The sequence below is a fragment of the Streptomyces sp. NPDC006207 genome (assembly GCF_040613835.1).
Taxonomy (GTDB): Bacteria; Actinomycetota; Actinomycetes; order Streptomycetales; family Streptomycetaceae; genus Actinacidiphila.
This window is the reverse complement of record NZ_JBEXSX010000037.1, coordinates 1-20,350: the sequence shown is the minus strand read 5'-3', so window position 1 is coordinate 20,350 and position 20,350 is coordinate 1. Positions and strand designations below refer to the sequence as shown.

Below are 20,350 nucleotides of genomic sequence, written 5' to 3'. Positions count from 1 at the left end.
GCGCGGTCAGTCCGTCACGAGCAGGACCTCCAGGGTGCGCGGCCCGTGCACGCCCTCCACCCGGTCCAGTTCGATGTCGCTGGTGGCAGAGGGTCCGGAGATCCACGTCAACGGCCGGACGGGATCCAGCCGTTCCAGCGCCTGCGGCACCGAGTCCACGACCTGCTCCGGGACGCGCACGACGACGACGTGGTGGTCCGGGACGAGCGTGATCCTGCGCCGCCCCTGGTCGGGCCCGGCGTCCAGCACGATGGTGCCGGTCTCCGCGATCGCCACCGCGCAACCGGTGACGACGCTGTCGACAGCGTCCAGTTCGCGCGCTGTCAGCGCCGCGGAATCGGCCACCCGTTCCACGTCCTGCACCGCCGAGAGCCACTGCTCCGGAAGGCCGGGCGGGACGACGACCCGGCGGGCGCCGTGCGCGGCCAGCAGGCCGGCGAGGCGGCCGGGCAGCTCCTCGGCGGTGGCGCGGTGGACGATGGCACGGTAGTCGGCGAGGTTCTCGGCCAGCAGATCGGCGGTCTGCGCGGCGTCCCGCCGTCCGTGGACGCGCAGATAGTCACGGTCCACCGCGCCGCGCGCCGGTGCCGTCCCGTGGGGCGCGTCGGCGAGGGCGCGGCGGATCCGCCCCAGGACCTGGTCACGGGTGCTCACTTGGTGCCCTCCCTGCTCTCGGTGCTGCCGCTGCCGGCGGCGCCCGGCCCCCGGGTGCGCCGCCACCAGTCGCGGAAGGACTCCGCCGGCACCGACGGGACGTCCCGGGTGTCGGTCCACGCCTTCCCGGGCCCCGGCAGCCGGCTCGGGTGGAACCTGCGGGTCCGCGACGCCAGCCGCTGACCGGCGCGCAGCGCGGCCGGGTGGTCCAGCGTCCAGCGCGCCGCGCGCATGGCCGCCCGCTCGGCCGCGTGGCCCTTGGCGGGCCTGAGCGTCACCTTGTTGCCCGCCCGGGTCACCTCGCCACCCTGCACGACGCGTTCCCGCAGGTGGACCAGGACCTCCGGGATGTCGATGGCGACCGGGCACACCTCGTAGCAGGCGCCGCAGAGGGACGAGGCGTACGGGAGCGAGGCGTCGATCGCGGTGTCCATGCCGCGGAGCTGCGGGGTGAGGATGGCGCCGATCGGCCCGGGGTAGGCGGACCCGTACGCATGCCCGCCGGCCCGCTCGTACACGGGGCAGACGTTGAGGCAGGCCGAGCAGCGGATGCAGCGCAGCGCCTGCCGGCCCACCTCGTCGGCGAGGGTGTCGGTGCGGCCGTTGTCGACCAGGACGAGGTGGAAGGTGCGCGGTCCGTCCTCGTCGGTGGTCCCGGTCCAGGTGCTCGTGTACGGGTTCATCCGCTCGGCCGTGGAGGAGCGGGGCAGGAGCTGCAGGAAGACCTCGAGGTCCCGCCAGCTCGGCAGCACCTTCTCGATGCCGACCACCGAGATCAGGGTCTCGGGGAGCGTCAGGCACATGCGGCCGTTGCCCTCGGACTCCACCACGACCAGGGTGCCGGTCTCGGCGATCATGAAGTTGGCGCCCGAGATGCCGACCTTGGCGCGCAGGAACTTCTCCCGCAGGTGGAGCCGTGCGGCCTCGGCCAGTTCGGCGGGGGAGTCGGAGAGCCCCTCGGGCGCCGGACGGCCCCAGCGGCCCATGGCCTCGTTGAAGATGTCCCGGATCTCGGAGCGGTTGCGGTGGATCGCGGGCACCAGGATGTGGCTCGGCCGGTCGTCGCCGAGCTGCACGATCAGCTCGGCCAGGTCCGTCTCGTAGGCGGAGATCCCGGCCTCGGCGAGCGCCTCGTTGAGACCGATCTCCTGGGTCGCCATGGACTTGACCTTGACGACCTCGGTCTCACCGGTGGCTCGTACCAGGTCCGTCACGATGCGGTTGGCCTCGTCCGCGTCGACGGCCCAGTGGACGGTGCCCCCCGCGGCGGTGACCGCCTCCTCCAACCGCACCAGGTAGTGGTCGAGATGGCGCAGCACGTCGTCCTTGATCTGCTTGCCCGCCGCCCGCAGTTGCTGCCAGTCGTCGAGTTCGGCGACGGCGCGGGCCCGCTTGTCCCGGATGGTGTGGGTGGCGTGCCGCAGGTTGCCGCGCAGGGTCGTATTGCGCACGGCCTCGCCGGCGGCGACGGGGAAGGCGGGCATGCCCAGGTAGGTGCCGCTCATCGGATGCCTCCGTAGGGCTGCTCCTCGGTCGACGCGAGGATCTCGGCGAGGTGGACCGGCCGGACCTCGGAGCCGAGCCGGGCGAGGGTACCGCCGATGTGCATCAGGCAGGAGTTGTCCACCGTGCACACGGCGCGCGCGCCGGTGGAGGTGATGTTGCGGGCCTTGTCCGCGCCCATCGCCGCGGAGACGGCCGCGTTCTTGACGGCGAAGGTGCCGCCGAATCCGCAGCATTCCTCGGCGCCCGGCAGCTCGACCAGCTCCAGCCCCTTCACATGGCTGAGCAGCTCCACCGGGCGGCGGCCCAGCCCCAGCATCCTCAGGCCATGACAGGTCGGATGATAGGTGACGGGATAGGGGAAGTAGGCTCCGACGTCCGTCACCTTGAGCACGTCGGTGAGGAACTCGGTCAGTTCGTAGGTGCGGGGCACGACGGACGCGGCGACGGCGGCGAGACCCTCCCCGCGCCCCTCCGCGCGGGCCCGGTCGCCGATGCGGGGGTAGTTGTCCCGCACCATCGCGGCGCAGGAACCGGACGGGGTGACGATGTAGTCGTACCCCTCGAAAGCCTTGGCGTACCGCGTGACCAGGGGCTCCGTCTCGTGCCGGTAGCCGGTGTTGAACTGCGGCTGGCCGCAGCAGGTCTGCGCGGCGGGGAAGTCCACGGTCACCCCCAGCCGCTCCAGCAGGGTCACGACGGCCTTCCCCGTCTCGGGGTACAGCGTGTCGTTCACGCAAGTGACGAACAGTGCTACGCGCATGCGGCCTCCTCACGGTCGGCACGGCCACCCGTGGGCTCATACTGCCGTATACGCCCCACACTATGGGGCAGAGATCGGATGTCTGCGCGCCGCAGAAGGTGCCATTGACGAGCCATGTCGGGGTGTCCTAACGTCCCTGCCATCGATTGAAACCTTTCATATCAGACCCGAGAGGCCAGGGCCGACCGTGCAGCGCGTCTGTTTCCTGTTGAAGGTCCGCAAGGACCGTCTCGCCGAGTACCGCGAGCGTCACGCCGCCGTCTGGCCCCAGATGCTGGACGCCCTCTCCGCCACCGGCTGGCACAACTACTCGCTCTTCCTGCGTGAGGACGGCCTGCTCGTCGGCTACCTCGAGACCGAGGACTTCGCCGCCGCACAGGAGGCGATGGCGGCGACCGACGTCAACGCCCGCTGGCAGGCGGAGATGGCGGACTTCTTCGAGGCGCTGGACGGGGCCCGGCCCGACGAGGCCATGCGGCCGCTCACGGAGGTCTTCCACCTGGCATGACGCCGCAGCAGTAGCCCGCGCGACGATCCGCCCCGCCCCGGAGGCCACCACTGCCGTTCCGCCGCTGCCGTTCGGTCGGCCGGACAGAGTGGGCGCCGACGCCGTCACGAATGCGTAGCATGAACCCGCGGCCTGCGGCGGGCCGGCGGCAGGAGGTAGGGCGGAGCTCGTGACACGCATGGTGGGGATCAAGGACGTCGCCCGGCAGGCGGGCGTTTCGGTCGGCACGGTGTCGAACGTGATCAACCGGCCCGACATGGTCTCCGAGGACACGCGTGCCCGCGTGCTGTCGGTCATCGAGCAACTGGGCTACGTGCGCAGTGAGTCCGCCCGGCAGCTGAGGGCGGGCCGCAGCAGGATCATCGCGCTGCTCGTGCTCGACATGGCCAACCCCTTCTTCGTGGACGTCGCCTCCGGCGCCGAGCGGGCCGCCCGTGAGACCGGGCTCGGAGTGATGCTCTGCAACAGCGGCGAGAGCCCTTCGGAGGAGGCCGACTACCTCGGGCTCTTCGCCGAGCAGCGGGTGCGCGGTGTCCTGGTGACGCCCGCGGACACCAGCGGCCGGAACATCGCCTCCTTCCGGCGCCACGGCATCCCCTTCGTCTTCGTGGACCGCGTCGTGCCGAGCGCCGAGGCCTGCTCGGTGTCCGTGGACGACATCGAGGGCGGCCGCCTCGCGGTCGACCACCTCATCGAACGCGGCCACGAACGCATCGTGTACGTCAGCGGTCCGATGCACCTCGCCCAGTGCCAGGACCGGCGCACCGGCGCCCTGGACGCGCTCGCCGCCGCCGGGCTCCCCGCCGGGTCCCTGGCGCACATCGAGGCGGAGCGTCTGGACGTCCCCTCCGGACGCGACGCCGGCGCCCGGCTCCTGGGGATGGCCAACCGCCCGACCGCCGTCTTCTGTGCCAACGACCTGCTCGCGCTGGGCGTGCTGCAGGCGCTGTACGCGGCGGGCATCGCGGTGCCCGAGGAGATCGCGCTGGTCGGTTACGACGACATCGAGTTCGCGGCGGCGGCCGCGGTGCCGCTGACGTCCGTGCGGCAGCCCGCCTACCGGATGGGCCGCGCGGCCGCCGATCTGCTCATCGAGGAGACCGGGGACGCGGCCGAGGAGCACGAGCACCGGCGCATCGTCTTCCAGCCCGAACTCGTCGTCCGGGGCTCCACCCTCGGCAAGAGCGGCCGCGCCGCCCGCTGAGCCCTCCGGGGGTGCCGGGCCCCGACGGCTTCGGTGGTCTTCGGCCGGCCGTCAGCCGGCCGCGGCCACCGGTTCCGGCGTCCGGGCCGCGTCCGGGGCGCGGTCCCGTCCCCGCAGGTAGGCGCGGATCTCGCGGGCCGCGCTGCGGCCGGCCCGGTTGGCGCCGATCGTGCTCGCGGAGGGGCCGTAGCCGATGAGGTGGACGCGTGGGTCGGCCGCGACCTGGGTGAGCCCCTCCAGGCGGATGCCGCCGCCGGGCTCGCGCAGGCGCAGCGGGGCCAGGTGGTCGAGGGCGGCACGGAAGCCGGTGGCCCACAGGATGACGTCGGCGGTGACGTGGCGGCCGTCCGCCCAGGTCACGCCGTCCGGGGTGATCCGCTCGAACATGGGGAGGCGTTCGAGGATGCCGCGCTCGCGGGCGCGCTCCATCGCCTCGGTCATGGGCAGCCCCGTCACGCTGACGACGCTCTGGGGCGGAAGGCCGTGCTTGACGCGTTCCTCGACCAGCGCGACCGCGGCCCGCCCCTGATCCTCCCCGAAGGGGCCGGTGCGGTAGGCGGGCGGCCGCCGGGTCACCCAGGTCGTCGCGGCCGCGCCACCCGGCTCGTGGAGCTCCATGAGCAGCTGTACGGCCGAGGTGCCGCCGCCGACCACGATCACGTGCTTCCCGGCGAACTCCTCGCGCCCGCGGTACCCCGCCGTGTGCAGCTGGCGGCCGCGGAAGGCCTCCTGGCCCGGGTAGCGGGGGACGAAGGGCCGGTCCCAGGTCCCGGTGGCGTTGACCAGCGCGCGGGCAGCCCACGTGCCGGCGTCGGACTCGACCAGCAGGCGCCCGTCCGGGCCCTCGCGGACCGTGGAGACGTCGACCGGGCGGTGCACCCGCAGGTCGAAGGTGCGCTCGTAGCGGTCGAAGTACTCGGCGACGACCTCGGCGGACGGCCGGTCGGGGTCGGCGCCCTCCAGCTCCATGCCGGGCAGCGAGTGCACCCCGTGCGCCCTGCCGTACGTCAGCGTCGGCCAGCGGAACTGCCAGGCGCCGCCGGGGCCGGGGGAGTGGTCGAGGACGACGAAGTCCTCGTTCGGCCGCATCCCGTTCCGTCGCAGGAAGTACGCGCCCGAGAGCCCGGCCTGCCCGGCCCCGATGACGGCGACGTCCACATCCACATGGTTCACGTTTCCACCAACTACGGGCGTTCGTGGAAGCTTCCCGCGGACACCTCGCGCCGCAGCCGGGCCACCCGCGCGGCGGCCTCCTCCAGGCGGGACAGCGGCAGGTCGCCGTCGGCGACCGCGCGGGTGGCCGCGGTCCGGATGGCCTCCAGGACGCCCGCCCCGCAACGGGGCCCGAGCTGCAGCAGGTCCACGCCCGAGAGCCAGGCCAGGACGGCCGCGCCCGGTACGCCCCAGCCCTCCACGACCTCGTCGGTGTCCAGCGGTTCGCTGATCACGACCGCGCCGTCGCCGAACTCGTCCCGCAGCAGTTCGGTGACCGCGGGCCCGCTGAGCGCGGCCGGGACGTCGACGGTGACCGCCCCGGCCCGCTCCAGGCCGCGCCGGAGCCATTCCGGCGGTCTGCGGGTCCGGCCGACGGGCAGCAGGCAGACGTCGACCAGCGCGGCGACGCGGTGCGGTGCGTACACGTGGGGGTCCCCCTCTGGCGCTCGGGCGGGCGCTGCCGACCCTATCCCGAGGGACGGCAAGTGGTCCAGACCAATCGGAGGGCGGCCGCCCGGATCAGGACAGCCGCCCCCCGTCGCACGGGGACCGTCAGCGCCCTCCGGAGAGCAGCAGCGGCGCCCCACCCGGCGCGGACGCGGGCCGGCCGTTCGCCGCCCGCACTCCCGGGAGGGGTGCGGTGGGTGCCCTCTCGAGCAGCCCCCGTGCGGCCAGTTCGGGCATGACGCCCTCGCCGAACCAGTACGCCTCCTCCAGGTGCGGGTAGCCCGACAGCACGAAGTGGTCGATCCCCAGGGCGTGGTACTCCTCGATCCGGTCGGCGACCTCCGCGTGGCTGCCGACCAGCGCCGTCCCGGCCCCGCCGCGCACCAGGCCCACCCCGGCCCACAGGTTCGGCGAGATCTCGAGCCCGTCGCGCGAGCCGCCGTGCAGCGCCAGCATCCGCTGCTGGCCCACCGACTCGCTGCGCCCCAGCGCCTCCTGCGCGGCGGCGACCGTGTCCTCGTCGAGGTCGTCCAGCAGCCGCTCCGCCGTGGCCCACGCCTCCCTGGCTGAGTCGCGGGAGATTACGTGCAGGCGGATGCCGAAGCGCACCGTGCGCCCCTCCGCCTCGGCCAGAGCGCGGATCCAGTCGGTCTTCGCCTTCACCTGCTCCGGCGGCTCGCCCCAGGTCAGGTAGACGTCCGCGTGCCGGGCGGCGACGGGCCCGGCCGCCGGTGAGGAGCCGCCGAAGAAGACCTGCGGCACCGGGTCCGGCGGCAGCGCGGTCAGTCCGCCCTCCACCCGGTAGTGCTCTCCGTCGAAGTCGAAGGGCCGGCCGCCCCACACCCCGCGCACCACCGACAGGAACTCGTCGGTGCGCGCGTAGCGGGCGTCGTGGTCCAGGTGGTCGCCGAAGCGCCGCTGTTCGGTGGAGTCCCCGCCGGTGACGACGTTGAGCAGCAGCCGGCCCCGGGTGATCCGCTGGTAGGTCGCCGCCATCTGCGCCGCCAGAACCGGTGAGACGACCCCCGGCCGGAAGGCGACCAGGAACTTCAGCCGTTCGGTGTGCTGCGACAGCGCGACGGTGGTCAGCCAGGCGTCCTCGCACCAGGTGCCGGTGGGCGTCAGCACGGCCTCGAAGCCGAGCTGGTCGGCCGCCCGCGCGATCTGCGCCAGGTAGTCGATGTCGGGCGCCCGCACCCCGGAGACCGGGGTGACGCGGGAGCGCTTGACGCCGCCGTCGGTGTAGGCGTGCCGGTCCACCAGGGTGCGGCCGTCGCCTCCGGTGGGCAGGAACCAGTGCAGGTGCACGGACATGTGCGGCCCTCTCAGTAGGTGCGTGCGGCGGTGGTCGAGGCGGGCAGGTCGCCGTTGAAGCGGCGGTCGACGAAGTCGGAGAAGTCGACGTGCCGCGGGATGAGCCCGAGCTTCGCGAAGGTGTCGGCGATCTCCTGCTCTGAGGCGACGGCCGCGTCGTCGACCGCCACCGAGACCCGGGTGCCGTTGCTGCGCTTCACCGAGTCCAGGGCCACCTCGTACGGCAGCCCGGTCTCCTTGGCCCACACCTTGGCCCACTCCTCGGGGTGCTCGTAGACCCAGTCCTGGGCGCGCCGCAGACGCTCCAGGTAGTCGCCGATGGCGGCGGACTTCGCCTTGTCCGCGAGCGCGCCGGGTGCGGCGACCTGGAAGGCGAGGCCGTTGACGCGCCCCGTACCGGTGGTCAGCACCCGCGCGCCGTTGGCGCGCAGCACCTGGGAGGTGTACGGGTCCCAGATCGCCCAGGCGTCGACCTTGCCGCCGCTGAAGGCGGCCAGGGCGTCGGCGGGCTGCAGATAGCTGACGTCGACGTCGTCGAGCGCCAGCCCGGCGGCCTGCAGCGAGGCGATCAGCTGGTAGTGCGCGGAACTGCCCTGGGCGACGGCGATGCGCTTGCCCTTGAGGTCGGCGGGCCGCTTCAGCGCCGAGCCCTTCGGGACGACGATGGCCTCGCCCTCGGAGGAGCCGTGCGAGGCCGCCACCACCGTGATCCTCGACCCGGAGCCCGCGGCGAAGACCGGCGGGGTGTTGCCCACCCCGCCGATGTCCACCGCCTTGGCGTTGACGGCCTCCAGCAGTGGTGGCCCGGAGGTGAAGGTCGACCACTTGATGCGGTACGTGAGGTGGTCGAGCTCGCCCGCCGCGCGCAGGACGGCTTCGGAACCGCCCTTCTGGTCGCCGACGTTCAAGGTGACCGAGCCCTTGCCGTCGGTGCCGTCACCGGCGCCGCCCACGGTGCTGTCGGCGGAAGAGACGCCGCAGGCGGAGAGCAGGAGGGTGAGCGGGAGCAGCAGGGCGGGGGCGATGCGCCGGGTTGTCTTCATGGTGGGTCCGTCGTCCTTCTCGTGAGGGTGGGTCAGGCGGCTTCGGCGGCCGTCGGAGCGTCGACGCCGAGTTCGGCCAGCAGAAGGGAGCGCAGGGCGGTGAAACCGGGGTCGCCGACGTCGCGCGGACGGGGCAGCGCGACCGGGGTGTCGTGGGCGATGACCCCGTCCCGCATGACCAGGGCCCGGTCGGCGAGGAGGAGGGCCTCGTCCACGTCGTGCGTGACGAGCAGCACCGCGCAGCCTCGGCGCTGCCACAGTTGGGCGACGAGGCGCTGCGCCTTGATGCGGGTCAGCGCGTCCAGCGCGCCGAACGGCTCGTCGAGCAGCAGCAGATCGGGTTCGCGCACCAGCGCCCGGGCGAGCGAGGCACGCTGGGCCTCACCGCCCGACAGCGTCTTGGGCCAGGCGCCGGACCGCTGCCGCAGCCCGACTTCCTCCAGCGCGGCCTCTGCCAGCGCCCGTTCGGGCCGTCCCGGCAGGCCGAGCAGGACGTTGCGCCACACCCGCTTCCACGGCATCAGGCGCGGCGCCTGGAAGGCGACGGCACGCCTGTCCGGCACCAGCACGGTGCCCTCGATCTCCCGGTCGAGCCCGGCCAGGACGCGCAGCAGTGTGCTCTTGCCGCAGCCGCTGCGGCCGAGCAGGGCGGTGAACTCGCCGGGCCGCAGGGTGAGGTCGAGGCCGTCGATGACGGGCCGGCCGCCGAAGGAGCGGGTCAGCCCCGCCACGCGCACGGCCGCGGCGGCGTCGGCTCCGCCGGCTCCGGCGGCGTCGTTGCTCACTGGCCGGTGAAGGTCGGTCGCCATTGCAGCAGCAGCCTTTCGAGGGAGCGGACGACGATGTCGGCGGTGAGGCCGAGGAAGGCGTAGACGACGAGGCAGACCACGATCACGTCGGTCCGCAGGAAGTCCCGCGCCTGCGTCATCAGGAAACCGATGCCGTCGGAGGCGTTGATCTGCTCCCCGAAGACCAGCGCGAGCCACGCGGTCGCGAGCGAGTAGCGCAGCCCCGTCATCGCGCCGGGCAGCGCGCCCGGCAGCACGACGTGCCGGACCAGCCCCCAGCGCGACAGGCCGAGCGAGGTGCCCGCCTCGATCAGTTGCTCGTCGACGCCGCGGATCCCCGCGTAGACGTTGAGGTAGAGGTGAAAGGCGACGCCGAGCGCGATGAGGGTGACCTTCGGTGCCTCGCCGATGCCGAGCCAGATGATGAACAGCGGGATCAGGCCGACGAACGGCACCGCGCGCAGCATCTGCACGCTGGCGTCGACCAGGTCCTCGCCCAAGCGGGACAGCCCTGACAGCAGGGCCAGGGCGATGCCGGCCGCACCGCCGAGGAGCAGCCCGATCACCACGCGCTGCAGCGACACCGCCATGGCGGAGGTCAGCTGACCGTTCGTCACGAGGTCGGCCGCCGTGCCGGCGATGGTGCCCGGCGAGGCCAGGACGTCCGGCCGCAGCACACCGGTCGTGCTGAGCGACTGCCACACCGCGAGCAGGAGCAGCGGCCCCGTGGTCCGCCGCAGCCAGCGGGGCAGTGAGCGGCGGCGGGCGGAGACGGGTACCACGGGGCGCAGTTCGGGAACGGTCGTGGAAGGGACGACGGAAGGGGCGGCGTCAGGTGGGACGTCGGCTGACATGGCGGAAATGTCCGGTGGCGCTTTGCTGATGCTCATGGGAAGGCTCCACGTCGGGGAGGCGGTGAGCGGGCGCGCACGCCCCCGCGTCCGCGAAACCGGTCAGGCGCAGGCGCTGGCGCTACGACTCGTCACGGGAACGCGGACGGGGCGGTGCGGGGAGGGCCCGAAAAGGCGCACGGAAACGGCGTGCGGGAAAGGCACACCAAGAGGTGGGGAAGCGTCAGCAGCCGCGGCGACAGGCGGCGGAGGCCACCCGCAACAGGTCGATGTGACCGCGCGTGGTGAGCAGAACGGGACGCGACATGTCTACGACCGTAGCCATGCCGTCCACATGGCGTCAACGGCGTCTCGACCCTCGGAACGCCCGCGCCACCCCCGCCACGCGGCGGGCTCCCGGGTGGGCCACCATGGTCACATGGCCGACGCTTTCTCCACCCGCACCCTCGACGTCACCACCGGCAGCCGGGAGACGGTCCACGACCTGACCGGCGCCTGCGCCGACTTCCTCGACGACGTCGCCCACGGACGCGACGGGCTGCTCAACGTGTTCGTCCCGCACGCCACCGCCGGGATCGCCGTCATCGAGACCGGCGCGGGCAGCGACGACGACCTGCTGGCCGCGCTCCACGACCTGCTCCCCGCCGACGACCGCTGGCGCCACCGCCACGGCAGCCCCGGCCACGGCCGCGACCACGTGCTGCCCGCCATCGTCCCGCCGCACGCCACGCTCCCGGTGATCGGCGGCCGGCTGGAGCTCGGCACCTGGCAGTCCGTCGTCCTGGTCGACACCAACCGCGACAACCCACGGCGCCAGGTCCGGCTGAGCTTCCTGGCGTGAGCCGCTCCAGCGCTCCGCTCCGGGTTACGGGGTGAGTTGTCGCTGCAGCTCCGCATGGCGGAACTCGTAGGCCTGGCCTGACCGGCGGAGTACCCCGTGGTGCATGTGCGCGTCCTTCAGGAACCGCGAAAGCCTCCAGGGAAGGCGCCCCCGTACAGCGAGGCAGGAGCGCACCACCATCGCGGGCGCCCAGATGGTGAACACATAGGCGATGCCTTCACCCGTCCTGCCCAGGACCGTCAGGCGCGCTCCGAGCTCCACTGCGTCCTCGGAGCCGGAGACCGTACCGGCTGCCACGCCTGACATGATGCCGACACCCGCCGCGGTCCAGAGCCAGGCGGTGCGGTCGCTTCCGGGGGCGGTGACGGCGGCGGCCGCGAGCGCGGCCATGGTCCCGGTGAACAGCGCCGTCGTACTGCCGATGACGGCGCCTACGAGCCGCGTCGACACGGCGTCCTCCAGGTACCACCAGGCCCGGTCTGGTGCGTGGCCCCCGTGCGGGGTGAGCCGCTGGGCGAGAAAGGCGAGCCACTTTCTGACCTTCGTCAGTTGTCTTGGGTGGCGCGTCCACAGGCAGCGTTGCGAACGGTCGCGGTGCGGGCGGTACAACGTGGGGATCAGCTCGGCCAGCAGGTGCCGTTCGACCTGCTGACGGGACCGGCGGCACAGTTCGTCAGGACCTCGACCGGCGCCGTCGAGGTCGTCGTGCTCCAGCCGGTATACGGCGACGGCGAGGCTCACCATGAGCGGGGACCTGAACGCCCCGTTCACGCCGGAACCGTCGTGGTCCATCTCCACCAGCACGCTGCGCCAGCGGTCCTCTGCGGCAGCTTCCCCGCCCGCTGCGTCGGTCAGGTACTTCTTCACGTCACCCAAGGCCACAGGGCCCAGCTCGATGCCCGCTGCCCCCCTGAGCCGCACCGGGTTGCGGGTCGTGGGCCCGACGGTCTCCCGGTACTCCGTGGTACGGCTGGTCAGTACGACACCGGCGAAGAAGTCCAGGTCGTCGTTGATCCGCGTGATCGCCGTGCGTCGCCGGGACTCCGGGATCTCGTCGAGGCCGTCGAGCAGGAGCATGACCCTGCGTTCGTCGACCAGTTGCCGTGCGCAGCTCTGTGAGCCCGCCGCTCCGCCGTACGGGCGCTTGAGATCGGAGAACTGCTCGCCGATCTGGTCGACCACCCAGTCCAGGAATCGCCCGTCCCTGCCGGACCAGTCGGCAAGCGGCAGCAGCACGGGCACTTGCTCCCCGGATCCGCCCCGATCTGCTGTCAGCCGCAGTGCCAACCTGATGAGCAGCGTGGTCTTGCCCGCTCCCTTGTCGCCCAGGACGACCAGACGCCTCGTCGGAATCCCGGCGAGGATGTCGGCGACCTGGTTGCCGGTGCCGCACAGCCTGGTCGCGTGGGGACTCTCCGAACTCGCCGGCCGGCGCCATTCCGCGGCCTCCCGCGCGATCCGGTCCCAGTCCGTCACCAAGTGCTCGTCAGCGGCATCCCATGGCACCGGTAGCGGAACGGGGTCGATGAGGCCCCGCCGGTGGGCCTCATCGGACCAGAATCTCCGTGTGTCTTGCGCGAGGCGTTCCGTGACCTCGTCGATCGACAGCGTGAACGCGGTGTCGGAACGGTCCCCCTGCATCGCCTTGCCCGCCATGTACAGCGCTGGGACGCCGACGATGACGGGGACTCCCACTGCTCCCACGACGGCGCTCTGGCCGGCTGCCACGTAGAGGGCCCATGCCGCCGCGATGGAGCCCAGGAACACCGCGCCGCACACAAGTCCCGTTCTGCGGTCCGGACGTCCGTATCTCCCCACGCCACCATCTTCCCCACTGGCGGCGCCCACCACCCAGGGAACCGGTCAGACGGGCCGCCCCCCGTCGCAGGCGACACGCAGATGGTGCGGTCCCAGAAGGAGACGTCCACCATCAGGATCGCCTGAACGAGGTACGAAGCGGCGGCGCACGCCGCCCGGTCGCGCTGCTCCTCGGGGGGCCCGGTGTCGTAGAAGAGCGTCTCCTCGCGATGGAGTTCGAACATGTCGGGGTGAGGAACGCGCACTGCGCGTATCCCTGGCACCGGTTGAGGTCGACGACCCGGTGGCCGGCAGGTACGCCCAGGCGACAGCGGGCCGAGACATCGTGCCGGGCGGGCAGAGCGACGTGCTCCGGGGACATGCCGTCGAGCAGCACGGCTTTCGACACGGGCGGCCGGTCGTGGGGGGCGTTCCGACTCCTCGCCGATGATCGTCAGGGGCCGCTTCACGGGGTCCGCCGCCTCCTGCTGCCGCCACGGCGGTCGGGGCGCCGGGCGAAGCCGTGCACGACCATTAACCGCAGGGTTGCCGGCGCACCATGCGGGTGCCGGGCGTCACCCGGGGAGCGCGGTCAGCCCGTCAGCCAGTCCATGACCGCCCGGGCGTCGAAGGCGTCCTGCCCTCCGCGCACCAGCAGGCCGGCGGTCGCGAAGGCGGGATCGTCGGCCTGCGCGGCCAGGTAGGGGACGGCGACGCAGCGCATGCCCGCCCGGTGCGCCGCCTCCGCGCCGGGTGGCGCGTCCTCGACGACCACGCAGTCCGCCGGGTCCACGTCGAGCCGGGCCGCCGCCTCCAGGAACACGTCCGGGGCGGGCTTGCCGCGGCCGACCTCCTCCGCCGAGACCACGGTCGTCAGGCTGGCGTCCAGCCCGGTGCCCGCCAGCACCGCCTGGATCGCCTCGCGCGACGAGCCCGAGGCCACCGCCATGGGATGCCCGGCCTTCGCCAGCAGTTCGACGAACGCGCGCATCCGCGGGAACACGTCCGTGGCCCCGCGGGCCAGCTCCAGGTAGAGCCGGTTCTTGCCGTCCAGCAGCTCCTGGACGGAGGCCGACAGGCCGTACTCCTCGCGGAGGGTCTCCAGCGTCTCCTTGGTGCCGATGCCGATGAAACGCCGGTGCTGCTCCCAGGTGAAGTCGTCCACGCCGTGCGCGGCCAGCAGCCGGCGGCCCGCCTCGAAGTAGTTGGGCTCGCTGTCCACGAGGGTGCCGTCGAGGTCGAATATCACCGCGGGGAGCGTCATGGCTCCCAGCATGCCAAGCCGGCGATCACGGCGTGCGCCCGGCCGCGGCGTCCCGGCCGACCTCCCGTACCAGCGGCAGCATCCGCTGCGGCACCCGCTCGCGCAGCGCGACCTCCGTGCGGGTGCGCACCACACCCGGCACCTGGACCAGACGCTGGATCACGTCCTCCAGGTGCGCGGCGTCCCGGGCGACCACCCGGGTGAGCAGGTCGCCGCCGCCGGTGATCGAGAACGCCTCGATGATCTCGGGTACGGCGGCCAGGGCCGCGCCCGTGGCGTCCAGATGGCCCTGGGTCACCTCCAGGTGGACGAAGGCCAGCACCCGGTACCCCAGGGCCTCGGGCGACAGCCGCGGGCCGTACCCGGTGATCACCCCGTCCCGTTCCAGCCGGTCGAGCCGCGCCTGCAGGGTCCCGCGCGCCACACCCAGGATGCGGGCGTACTCGCGGACGCTGGTGCGCGGCTGTTCCAGCAGCAGCGCCAGGATACGGGCGTCCAGCTCGTCGGCGGGCACGGGACGCTGCCTCGCACCGCTCAGAGGAGGGCGTCGATGGTGATCGGCAGTTCGCGGATGCGCTTTCCGGTGGCGTGGTACACGGCGTTGGCGATGGCGGGTGCGATGCCGACCAGGCCGACCTCGCCGACGCCCTTGGTGCCGGTCGGTGTGCCGCGGTCGGGCTCGCCGACGAAGAGCACGTCCAGCTCGGGGATGTCGGCGTTCACGGCGACGAGGTAGTCGGCGAAGGTCCCGTTGGCGATGCGGCCGGTGCGCGGGTCGGTGACCGTGTCCTCGAACAGGGCCATGCCGATCCCGCCGACCGTCCCGCCGATGATCTGGCTCCTGGCGGTCTTCTCGTTGAGGATGCGGCCGCCGTCGATCGCGGACACCACCCGGGCGACCCGGACGAGGCCGAGGTCGGCGTCGACGCGTACCTCGACGAACTTCGCGCCGTATGCCCCGGCCGGGGACATGCCGATGGCGGCCGGGTCCGGGGGCGTGCTGCTCCCGGTCGCCGTCAGCTGGGGCAGCTCGTGCCGGGAGAGGATGTCCGCGTACGACTCCCCGCGGTCCGGGCGGCCCACCAGGTGCACCCTGCCGCCGGAAGCCTCGACGTCCTCGGGGGAGGCGCCCAGCAGTGGGGAGTCGGCGTCCCCGCGCGCGAGGTCCGCGAACAGGCCCACGAGTTTGCGGCAGGCGTCGTGAACGGCGTTGCCGAGCGCGCCGGTCAGGCCGGAGCCACCCGCCATCATCGAGTCGGGCATGTCGGAGTCGCCGAGGTCGAAGCGGACCCTGTCCAGGGGCAGGCCCAGTTCCTCGGCGGACAGCTGGGCCATCACGGTGTACGTGCCGGTGCCGATGTCGGTCGCCGCGCTGCGCACGAACGCGCTGCCGTCGCGGTTGACGGTCGCCTCGGCCATGCACGGCGTCGCGAAGTACGGGAACATCGCGCTCGCCATTCCGTAGCCGACGAGCCAGTTGCCGTCGCGCATGGACCGCGGCTCCGGGTTCCGGTCGGCCCAGCCGAAGCGCCGCGCGCCGGCCTCGTAGCACTCCAGGATCGCCTTCCCGGACCAGGGAAGCCCGTTGCGCGGGTCGACCTCGGTGTGGTTGCGGATCCGCAGCTCCAGCGGGTCCATGCGCAGGGTGTACGCCAATTCGTCGAGGGCCGATTCCAGCGCGAAGCTGCCCTGCGCCTCGGCCGGGGCGCGCATCGACGTCGGTACGGCGATGTTGAGCTTGGCCTGCTGGTCCCGGGTGATCACGTTCGGGCACCGGTAGGCGAACGAGGTCCCGTGGGAGAACGGCTCGAAGTCGTTGTCCTCCATGCTCAGCGAGCTGAGGCTGCGGTGGTCGAGGGCGACCAGGTCGCCGTCGCGCGTGGCGCCCATGCTGAGCCACTGCACACCGCTGGGACGGTGCCCCACGGAGGTGAACATCTGCGGCCGGGTCAGCACGAGCTTGACCGGGCGCTTGGTCGACCGGGCGGCCATGGCGGTGAGGATCACGTGCGGCCACGCCCGCAGCCCGGCGCCGAAGCCGCCGCCGACGTAGGGCACCAGCACCCGAACCGAACTCTCGGGGATGCCGAAGACCATGGACAAGGTGGTGCGCACCATCGACGGCCACTGGCTGGTGTCGTGGACGGTGAGGGTGTCCTCCTCCCACACGGCCAGCGTGGCGAACAGCCCGAGCGGGTTGTTGGTGTTGTCCGCCGTGAGGTAGGTGCCGCGCACGATGACGTCGGCGGCCTCCAGGGCGGCGGCCACGTCGCCGCGCGAGTGGTCCATCTTCCACGGGTCGACCACATGCTGCGCCCTCGGGTCCTGCAGGTCCAGCAGCGGCTCACCGGCCTCGTACTCGGCGTGCACCAGCCGCGCCGCGGCGGCGGCCTGCTCCGGCGTCTCGGCCACGACGAAGGCGATGTGCTGCCCGTGGTGCATGATCCGGTCGTTGCGCAGGGGGGCGGGCGGCGACTGACCGAGCACCGTCGTGGGGCCGGTGCCGACCTGCGGGGCGTTCTCGTGGGTGAGCACCGCGATCACGCCGGGCGAGCGTTCGGCCTCCTCGGTGTCCATGCGGACGATCCGGCCCGCGGCGATGGTGCTCTGCACCAGGGCGCCGTAGGCCTGGCCGTGGACGTTGAAGTCCATCGGGTAGGGGGCGGCGCCGGTGACCTTGCGCGGTCCGTCGACCCGGTTGACGCCCGCACCGACCAACGGCCTGCTCTCGACCGTGCTCATGCCGTCACTCCTGACACTGTCTGCAGCTCGCGGACGAGGGTCCGGCGGGCCAACGGCACCTTGAACGCCGTGCCGGGCACGGTCCAGGCGTCGCGCATCGTCGCCTCGGACGCGTCCAGGAAGGTCGCCGACGTGGCCGGAGCGCCCGTCAGCACGTGCTCGGCCTCGTAGGCCCGCCAGGGTTTCGAGCCCACCCCGCCCAGCCCGACCCGGGCCTGACGGATCGTGCCGTCCTCCACGACGAGCACCACCGCGGCCGAGGTCAGGGCGAACTCGTACGACATCCGGTCGCGGACCTTGAGGTAACCCGAGCGGGCGGACGGCGGCGGGAGCGGGATCTCGACCTCGGTGATCAGCTCGGCGTGCTCCAGGACGTTCTCCCGTTCCGGACCCTCGTCGGCCGTGACGTAGAACTCCGTGAGGGGGACGCTGCGCCGGCCCGACAGCCCCTGGACGTGCACGACCGCGTCGAGCGCCACCAGGGCGACGGCGAGGTCGGAGGCGTGCAGCGCGATGCAGTTCTCGTTCACGCCGAGCACCGCGTGCATCCTGGCCGCGCCCTGCACGGCCGCGCAGCCCGTGCCCGGTGCGCGCTTGTTGCACTCGAGCACCATGGGGTCGCGGAAGTAGCGGCAGCGGGTGCGCTGCAGCAGGTTGCCGCCGATGGTGGCCATGTTCCGCAGCTGCACCGAGGCGCCCATCAGGAGGGCTTCGCGCACCACGGGCAGCCGCTCGGCGACCGTGGCGTCGGCGGCCAGTTCCTCCATCGTGGCCAGCGCCCCGACGTGGAGCGACTCGCCGCGCCGCTCGATGCCGTGCAGCGGGAGCCGGGTGATGTCGATCAGCGTCGGCGGCTCCAGGACCCCGTCCTTCATCAGGTCCAGCTGGGTCGTGCCGCCCGCGAGGCAGGAGGCCGCCGGGTCCTCCGCCAGCAGCCGTACGACCTCCTGGGCGTCGGTCGCCCGCACGTACTCAAAGGTGCGCATCGTAACCTCCCCCGGACGCCGCTTCGCGGATCGCGGCCACGATGTTGGGATAGGCACCGCAGCGGCACAGGTTGCCGCTCATGAACTCCCGGATCTCCTCGTCGGAGCCGGTCCTGCCCTCGGCCATCAGCGCCACCGCGGACATGATCTGGCCGGGGGTGCAGAAGCCGCACTGGAAGCCGTCGTGGTCCATGAAGGCCCGCTGTACCGGGTGCGGTCCGTCCGCGCCGCCGACGCCCTCGATGGTGGTGATCGCCCGGCCCTCGGCCTGGGCGGCCAGTGTCAGGCAGGACAGCACTCTCCTGCCGTCGAGATGGACCGTGCACGCGCCGCAGGCTCCCTGGTCACAGCCCTTCTTCGTGCCCGTCAGGCCCAGCCGGTCGCGCAGCGCGTCCAGCAGTGTGACCCGGGTGTCCAGGCGAAGGGTGTACGACCGGCCGTTGACGTCGAGTGTCACGACCCGCTCGATGGTTCCGGGACGGTCCACGTCCCGCTCGCTCGCCACGTCCCTCATCGCGTCCTCCTCCGGACGGGTCGGGTACGACTCGAGCCCCTCCTGGGGCGGATCCGGTGAGTTGGTTCGTCAGGCGCCGTTAAAAGGCGGGATCGACTTTTCGCGTCAATACGTCCGCCTTTCACATCAATATACGCCGAATGGGCGTTTCGGCATGAGCCAGTGGTCCGGCCCCGCCCTGGCCGCGCGATCGACGGCCGGGCCAATGGCCCAGTGGAACGGGGCTCGCTTGAGCCAAGGGCCCTGAGGATGTTTTCCTGGAGGCGACGCTGGCGTTGCGGGAGGTACGAGGCCCCGCAGCGCCTTTTCCATGCGCGGACACGCACCGCGGCACGAACGAGGGGCAGGGCGGGCACGTGGTGGGGCACATGTTCATCGCACCGGACCCGGGACGCGCACGGCTGCGCAGCGCCTCGCGCGCGGTCCTGGGCATCGCGGGGGCGGTCGCCGCCGTGGCGGCGGCCGGGCTGCCGCTGCCCGCCGCCGTGGTCGGCGGTCTGGCCGCGCTGCTGGCGCTGTTCGTCGTCACCGACCCCGGGCCGGCCCGGCAGGCCGCGACGACCGCGCTGATGCCCGCGGTGGGCTTCCCCGTCCTCGCGCTGGCCGCCTGGCTGCATCCGTACCCGGGCGCACGGGACGCGGCCTTCCTCGCGGTGGTCTTCGCCGGGGTCTACGCCCGGCGCTGGGGGGCGCGCGGGCACGCCCTGGGCGTCTTCGCGTTCATGATGTTCTTCATCGCCCAGTTCCTGCGGGCCGGTCCTGGACTGCTGCCGGAGCTGTACGGGGCCGTGGGCCTCGGGCTGGGCTGCGCGGCCCTCGTCCGCTTCGGCCTGTGGTGCTACGAGCGGGGGGCCGTCCCGGCGCCCGCCGTCGTCCTGCCCCAGTCCCGGGGATTGCGCCGTCCGACGACCCGGCAGGCGTTCCAGGCGGTGCTCGCGGGCGGGATCGCGGTGGCGGTGGGCCAGGCGCTGTCCGAGGACCGCTGGTACTGGGCGGTCGGCACCGCCTGGTGGATCTTCGTGAACACCGCCTCGCGGGGCGAGACCCTCGTGCGGGGCTTCCGCCGCGTCCTGGGCACCGTCACCGGCATCGTCGCCGGGCTCGCGGTGGCGCTCCCGCTGCACGGGGCGCCCGCGCCGACCGCCGCACTGGTCGCCGTCTGCGTCTTCGGGATCTTCTACACCGCCCCGGTCTCGTACAGCTGGATGATGTTCTTCGTGACGGTGATGGCGGGGCTGCTCTACGGCCTGCTCGGCATCCTCCACCCCGGGCTGCTGGCGCTGCGGCTGGGGGAGACCGCCGTCGGCGCCCTGGGCGCGGCCGTCGCGGTCCTGGTGGTGCTGCCGGTGACCACGCACGCGGCGACCGACGCCTGGATCCGCCGCGCGCTGCACGCGGTCCACGACTTCACCGGCGAGGCCGCCCGTCACCTCGCCGGCGGCCCGGGCGACGACCTGGCCCGCCACGTGGCGGACCTCGACGTCCTCCTGGAACGGGTGCGGGCCGCCGTCGCCCCGCTGGTGCACCCGCTCAGCCCGATGCGGCACCGCAAGGCCCGGGCCCGTACCGTCCTCGCCCTGCTCGACGAGTGCGCCCGTCAGGTCCGCGGCCTCGCGGAGGTCGTGGCCGACCCGTCGGCCTGCCATGACGAGCGCCTCACTGCGGCCTGCCACCGGGTCGAGATCGCCGTCCGGCGCCTGGTGCCCCCGGGTACGGCCGGGAGCGGTGCTCCGGCGCCCGGAACGGCCACCGGGGACGCCGCGGGACCGCACCCGCACGCCGATCGGGCCCTGGAGCACCTGCGCAGCCTCGAGACGGCCCTCAGCGGGCTGGCCGCCCCCCTCGGCGCCCCCGCGCGTCCCGCGCGGACCGGGGAGCCCGACTGACGCGCGCGGCAGGGGCGCGCCCCGGCCCCG

The 20,350-nt window shown here is 73.0% G+C and carries 20 protein-coding genes; 4 read left to right on the top strand and 16 right to left on the bottom strand.

Going from position 1 to position 20,350, the window contains the following annotated elements; translation table 11 throughout:
- Positions 1-6: 6 nt before the first annotated feature.
- Genes ABZ312_RS26840 through ABZ312_RS26830 form a run of 3 tightly spaced genes read right to left on the bottom strand, consistent with a single transcriptional unit; the run spans position 7 to position 2,920 of the window.
- The gene (locus tag ABZ312_RS26840; protein WP_500323270.1) at positions 7-654 is read right to left on the bottom strand and encodes a LutC/YkgG family protein; all 648 of its coding nucleotides are present in this window, start codon (positions 652-654) and stop codon (positions 7-9) included.
- The gene (locus ABZ312_RS26835) at positions 651-2,159 is read right to left on the bottom strand and encodes a LutB/LldF family L-lactate oxidation iron-sulfur protein (RefSeq protein ID WP_500438934.1); all 1,509 of its coding nucleotides are present in this window, start codon (positions 2,157-2,159) and stop codon (positions 651-653) included. Before ABZ312_RS26835 ends, ABZ312_RS26840 begins: the two co-directional genes overlap by 4 nt.
- On the bottom strand, positions 2,156-2,920 hold the full coding sequence (locus tag ABZ312_RS26830; protein WP_500323273.1) for a (Fe-S)-binding protein: 765 nt from the start codon (positions 2,918-2,920) through the stop codon (positions 2,156-2,158). Before ABZ312_RS26830 ends, ABZ312_RS26835 begins: the two co-directional genes overlap by 4 nt.
- Before the next feature lie 187 nt (positions 2,921-3,107).
- Here ABZ312_RS26830 and ABZ312_RS26825 point away from each other — a divergent pair, with 187 nt between their 5' ends.
- Positions 3,108-3,428, top strand: coding sequence for an L-rhamnose mutarotase (locus ABZ312_RS26825; RefSeq protein WP_500356895.1), 321 nt, complete (start codon positions 3,108-3,110; stop codon positions 3,426-3,428).
- A 178-nt stretch (positions 3,429-3,606) separates the two neighbouring features.
- Complete coding sequence (locus ABZ312_RS26820; protein ID WP_500356905.1) at positions 3,607-4,632, top strand: LacI family DNA-binding transcriptional regulator; 1,026 nt, start codon at positions 3,607-3,609, stop codon at positions 4,630-4,632.
- Positions 4,633-4,683: 51 nt separating this feature from the next.
- Here ABZ312_RS26820 and ABZ312_RS26815 read toward each other — a convergent pair whose 3' ends face one another.
- From ABZ312_RS26815 to ABZ312_RS26785, 7 genes are all read right to left on the bottom strand, one after another.
- Positions 4,684-5,805, bottom strand: a complete 1,122-nt coding sequence (locus tag ABZ312_RS26815; RefSeq protein WP_500323274.1) for an NAD(P)-binding domain-containing protein — start codon at positions 5,803-5,805, stop codon at positions 4,684-4,686.
- A gap of 11 nt (positions 5,806-5,816) precedes the next feature.
- On the bottom strand, positions 5,817-6,272 hold the full coding sequence (locus tag ABZ312_RS26810; RefSeq protein ID WP_499515480.1) for a hypothetical protein: 456 nt from the start codon (positions 6,270-6,272) through the stop codon (positions 5,817-5,819).
- Positions 6,273-6,399: 127 nt separating this feature from the next.
- On the bottom strand, positions 6,400-7,608 hold the full coding sequence (locus ABZ312_RS26805) for an LLM class flavin-dependent oxidoreductase (protein WP_500323275.1): 1,209 nt from the start codon (positions 7,606-7,608) through the stop codon (positions 6,400-6,402).
- An 11-nt stretch (positions 7,609-7,619) separates the two neighbouring features.
- A complete protein-coding gene (locus ABZ312_RS26800) occupies positions 7,620-8,651 on the bottom strand; it encodes an ABC transporter substrate-binding protein (protein ID WP_500438933.1) in 1,032 nt (343 codons plus the stop codon).
- A 32-nt stretch (positions 8,652-8,683) separates the two neighbouring features.
- Positions 8,684-9,460 carry an ABC transporter ATP-binding protein gene (locus ABZ312_RS26795; RefSeq protein ID WP_500356891.1) on the bottom strand — a complete coding sequence of 259 codons (777 nt, stop codon included), beginning with the start codon at positions 9,458-9,460 and terminating at the stop codon, positions 8,684-8,686.
- The gene (locus tag ABZ312_RS26790; RefSeq protein WP_500323278.1) at positions 9,433-10,329 is read right to left on the bottom strand and encodes an ABC transporter permease; all 897 of its coding nucleotides are present in this window, start codon (positions 10,327-10,329) and stop codon (positions 9,433-9,435) included. Before ABZ312_RS26790 ends, ABZ312_RS26795 begins: the two co-directional genes overlap by 28 nt.
- Before the next feature lie 184 nt (positions 10,330-10,513).
- Positions 10,514-10,597, bottom strand: coding sequence for a putative leader peptide (locus tag ABZ312_RS26785; protein WP_354795648.1), 84 nt, complete (start codon positions 10,595-10,597; stop codon positions 10,514-10,516).
- Between the two features lie 111 nt (positions 10,598-10,708).
- Here ABZ312_RS26785 and ABZ312_RS26780 point away from each other — a divergent pair, with 111 nt between their 5' ends.
- Positions 10,709-11,131: a secondary thiamine-phosphate synthase enzyme YjbQ gene (locus ABZ312_RS26780; RefSeq protein ID WP_500323282.1), complete on the top strand. Its 423-nt coding sequence runs from the start codon at positions 10,709-10,711 to the stop codon at positions 11,129-11,131.
- Between the two features lie 24 nt (positions 11,132-11,155).
- On the opposite strand, the gene ABZ312_RS26775 is transcribed toward ABZ312_RS26780, so the two are convergent.
- The 6 genes from ABZ312_RS26775 to ABZ312_RS26750 form a co-directional block, all read right to left on the bottom strand.
- Positions 11,156-12,949 carry an NACHT domain-containing protein gene (locus ABZ312_RS26775; RefSeq protein WP_500323283.1) on the bottom strand — a complete coding sequence of 598 codons (1,794 nt, stop codon included), beginning with the start codon at positions 12,947-12,949 and terminating at the stop codon, positions 11,156-11,158.
- A gap of 571 nt (positions 12,950-13,520) precedes the next feature.
- Positions 13,521-14,192: an HAD family hydrolase gene (locus ABZ312_RS26770; RefSeq protein ID WP_500323284.1), complete on the bottom strand. Its 672-nt coding sequence runs from the start codon at positions 14,190-14,192 to the stop codon at positions 13,521-13,523.
- 25 nt (positions 14,193-14,217) lie between these two features.
- Positions 14,218-14,706 carry an Lrp/AsnC family transcriptional regulator gene (locus ABZ312_RS26765; protein ID WP_499515487.1) on the bottom strand — a complete coding sequence of 163 codons (489 nt, stop codon included), beginning with the start codon at positions 14,704-14,706 and terminating at the stop codon, positions 14,218-14,220.
- A 20-nt stretch (positions 14,707-14,726) separates the two neighbouring features.
- Positions 14,727-16,934 (bottom strand): xanthine dehydrogenase family protein molybdopterin-binding subunit, encoded by a 2,208-nt coding sequence (locus tag ABZ312_RS26760; protein WP_500323285.1) that lies wholly within the window; start codon positions 16,932-16,934, stop codon positions 14,727-14,729.
- Complete coding sequence (locus ABZ312_RS26755; protein WP_500323286.1) at positions 16,931-17,920, bottom strand: FAD binding domain-containing protein; 990 nt, start codon at positions 17,918-17,920, stop codon at positions 16,931-16,933. The genes ABZ312_RS26760 and ABZ312_RS26755 overlap by 4 nt, the downstream gene beginning before the upstream one ends.
- Positions 17,907-18,434: a (2Fe-2S)-binding protein gene (locus tag ABZ312_RS26750; protein WP_500323288.1), complete on the bottom strand. Its 528-nt coding sequence runs from the start codon at positions 18,432-18,434 to the stop codon at positions 17,907-17,909. Before ABZ312_RS26750 ends, ABZ312_RS26755 begins: the two co-directional genes overlap by 14 nt.
- A 368-nt stretch (positions 18,435-18,802) precedes the next feature.
- On the opposite strand from ABZ312_RS26750, the gene ABZ312_RS26745 reads away from it, so the two are divergent.
- A complete protein-coding gene (locus ABZ312_RS26745; protein ID WP_500438932.1) occupies positions 18,803-20,320 on the top strand; it encodes an FUSC family protein in 1,518 nt (505 codons plus the stop codon).
- Positions 20,321-20,350 lie beyond the last annotated feature (30 nt).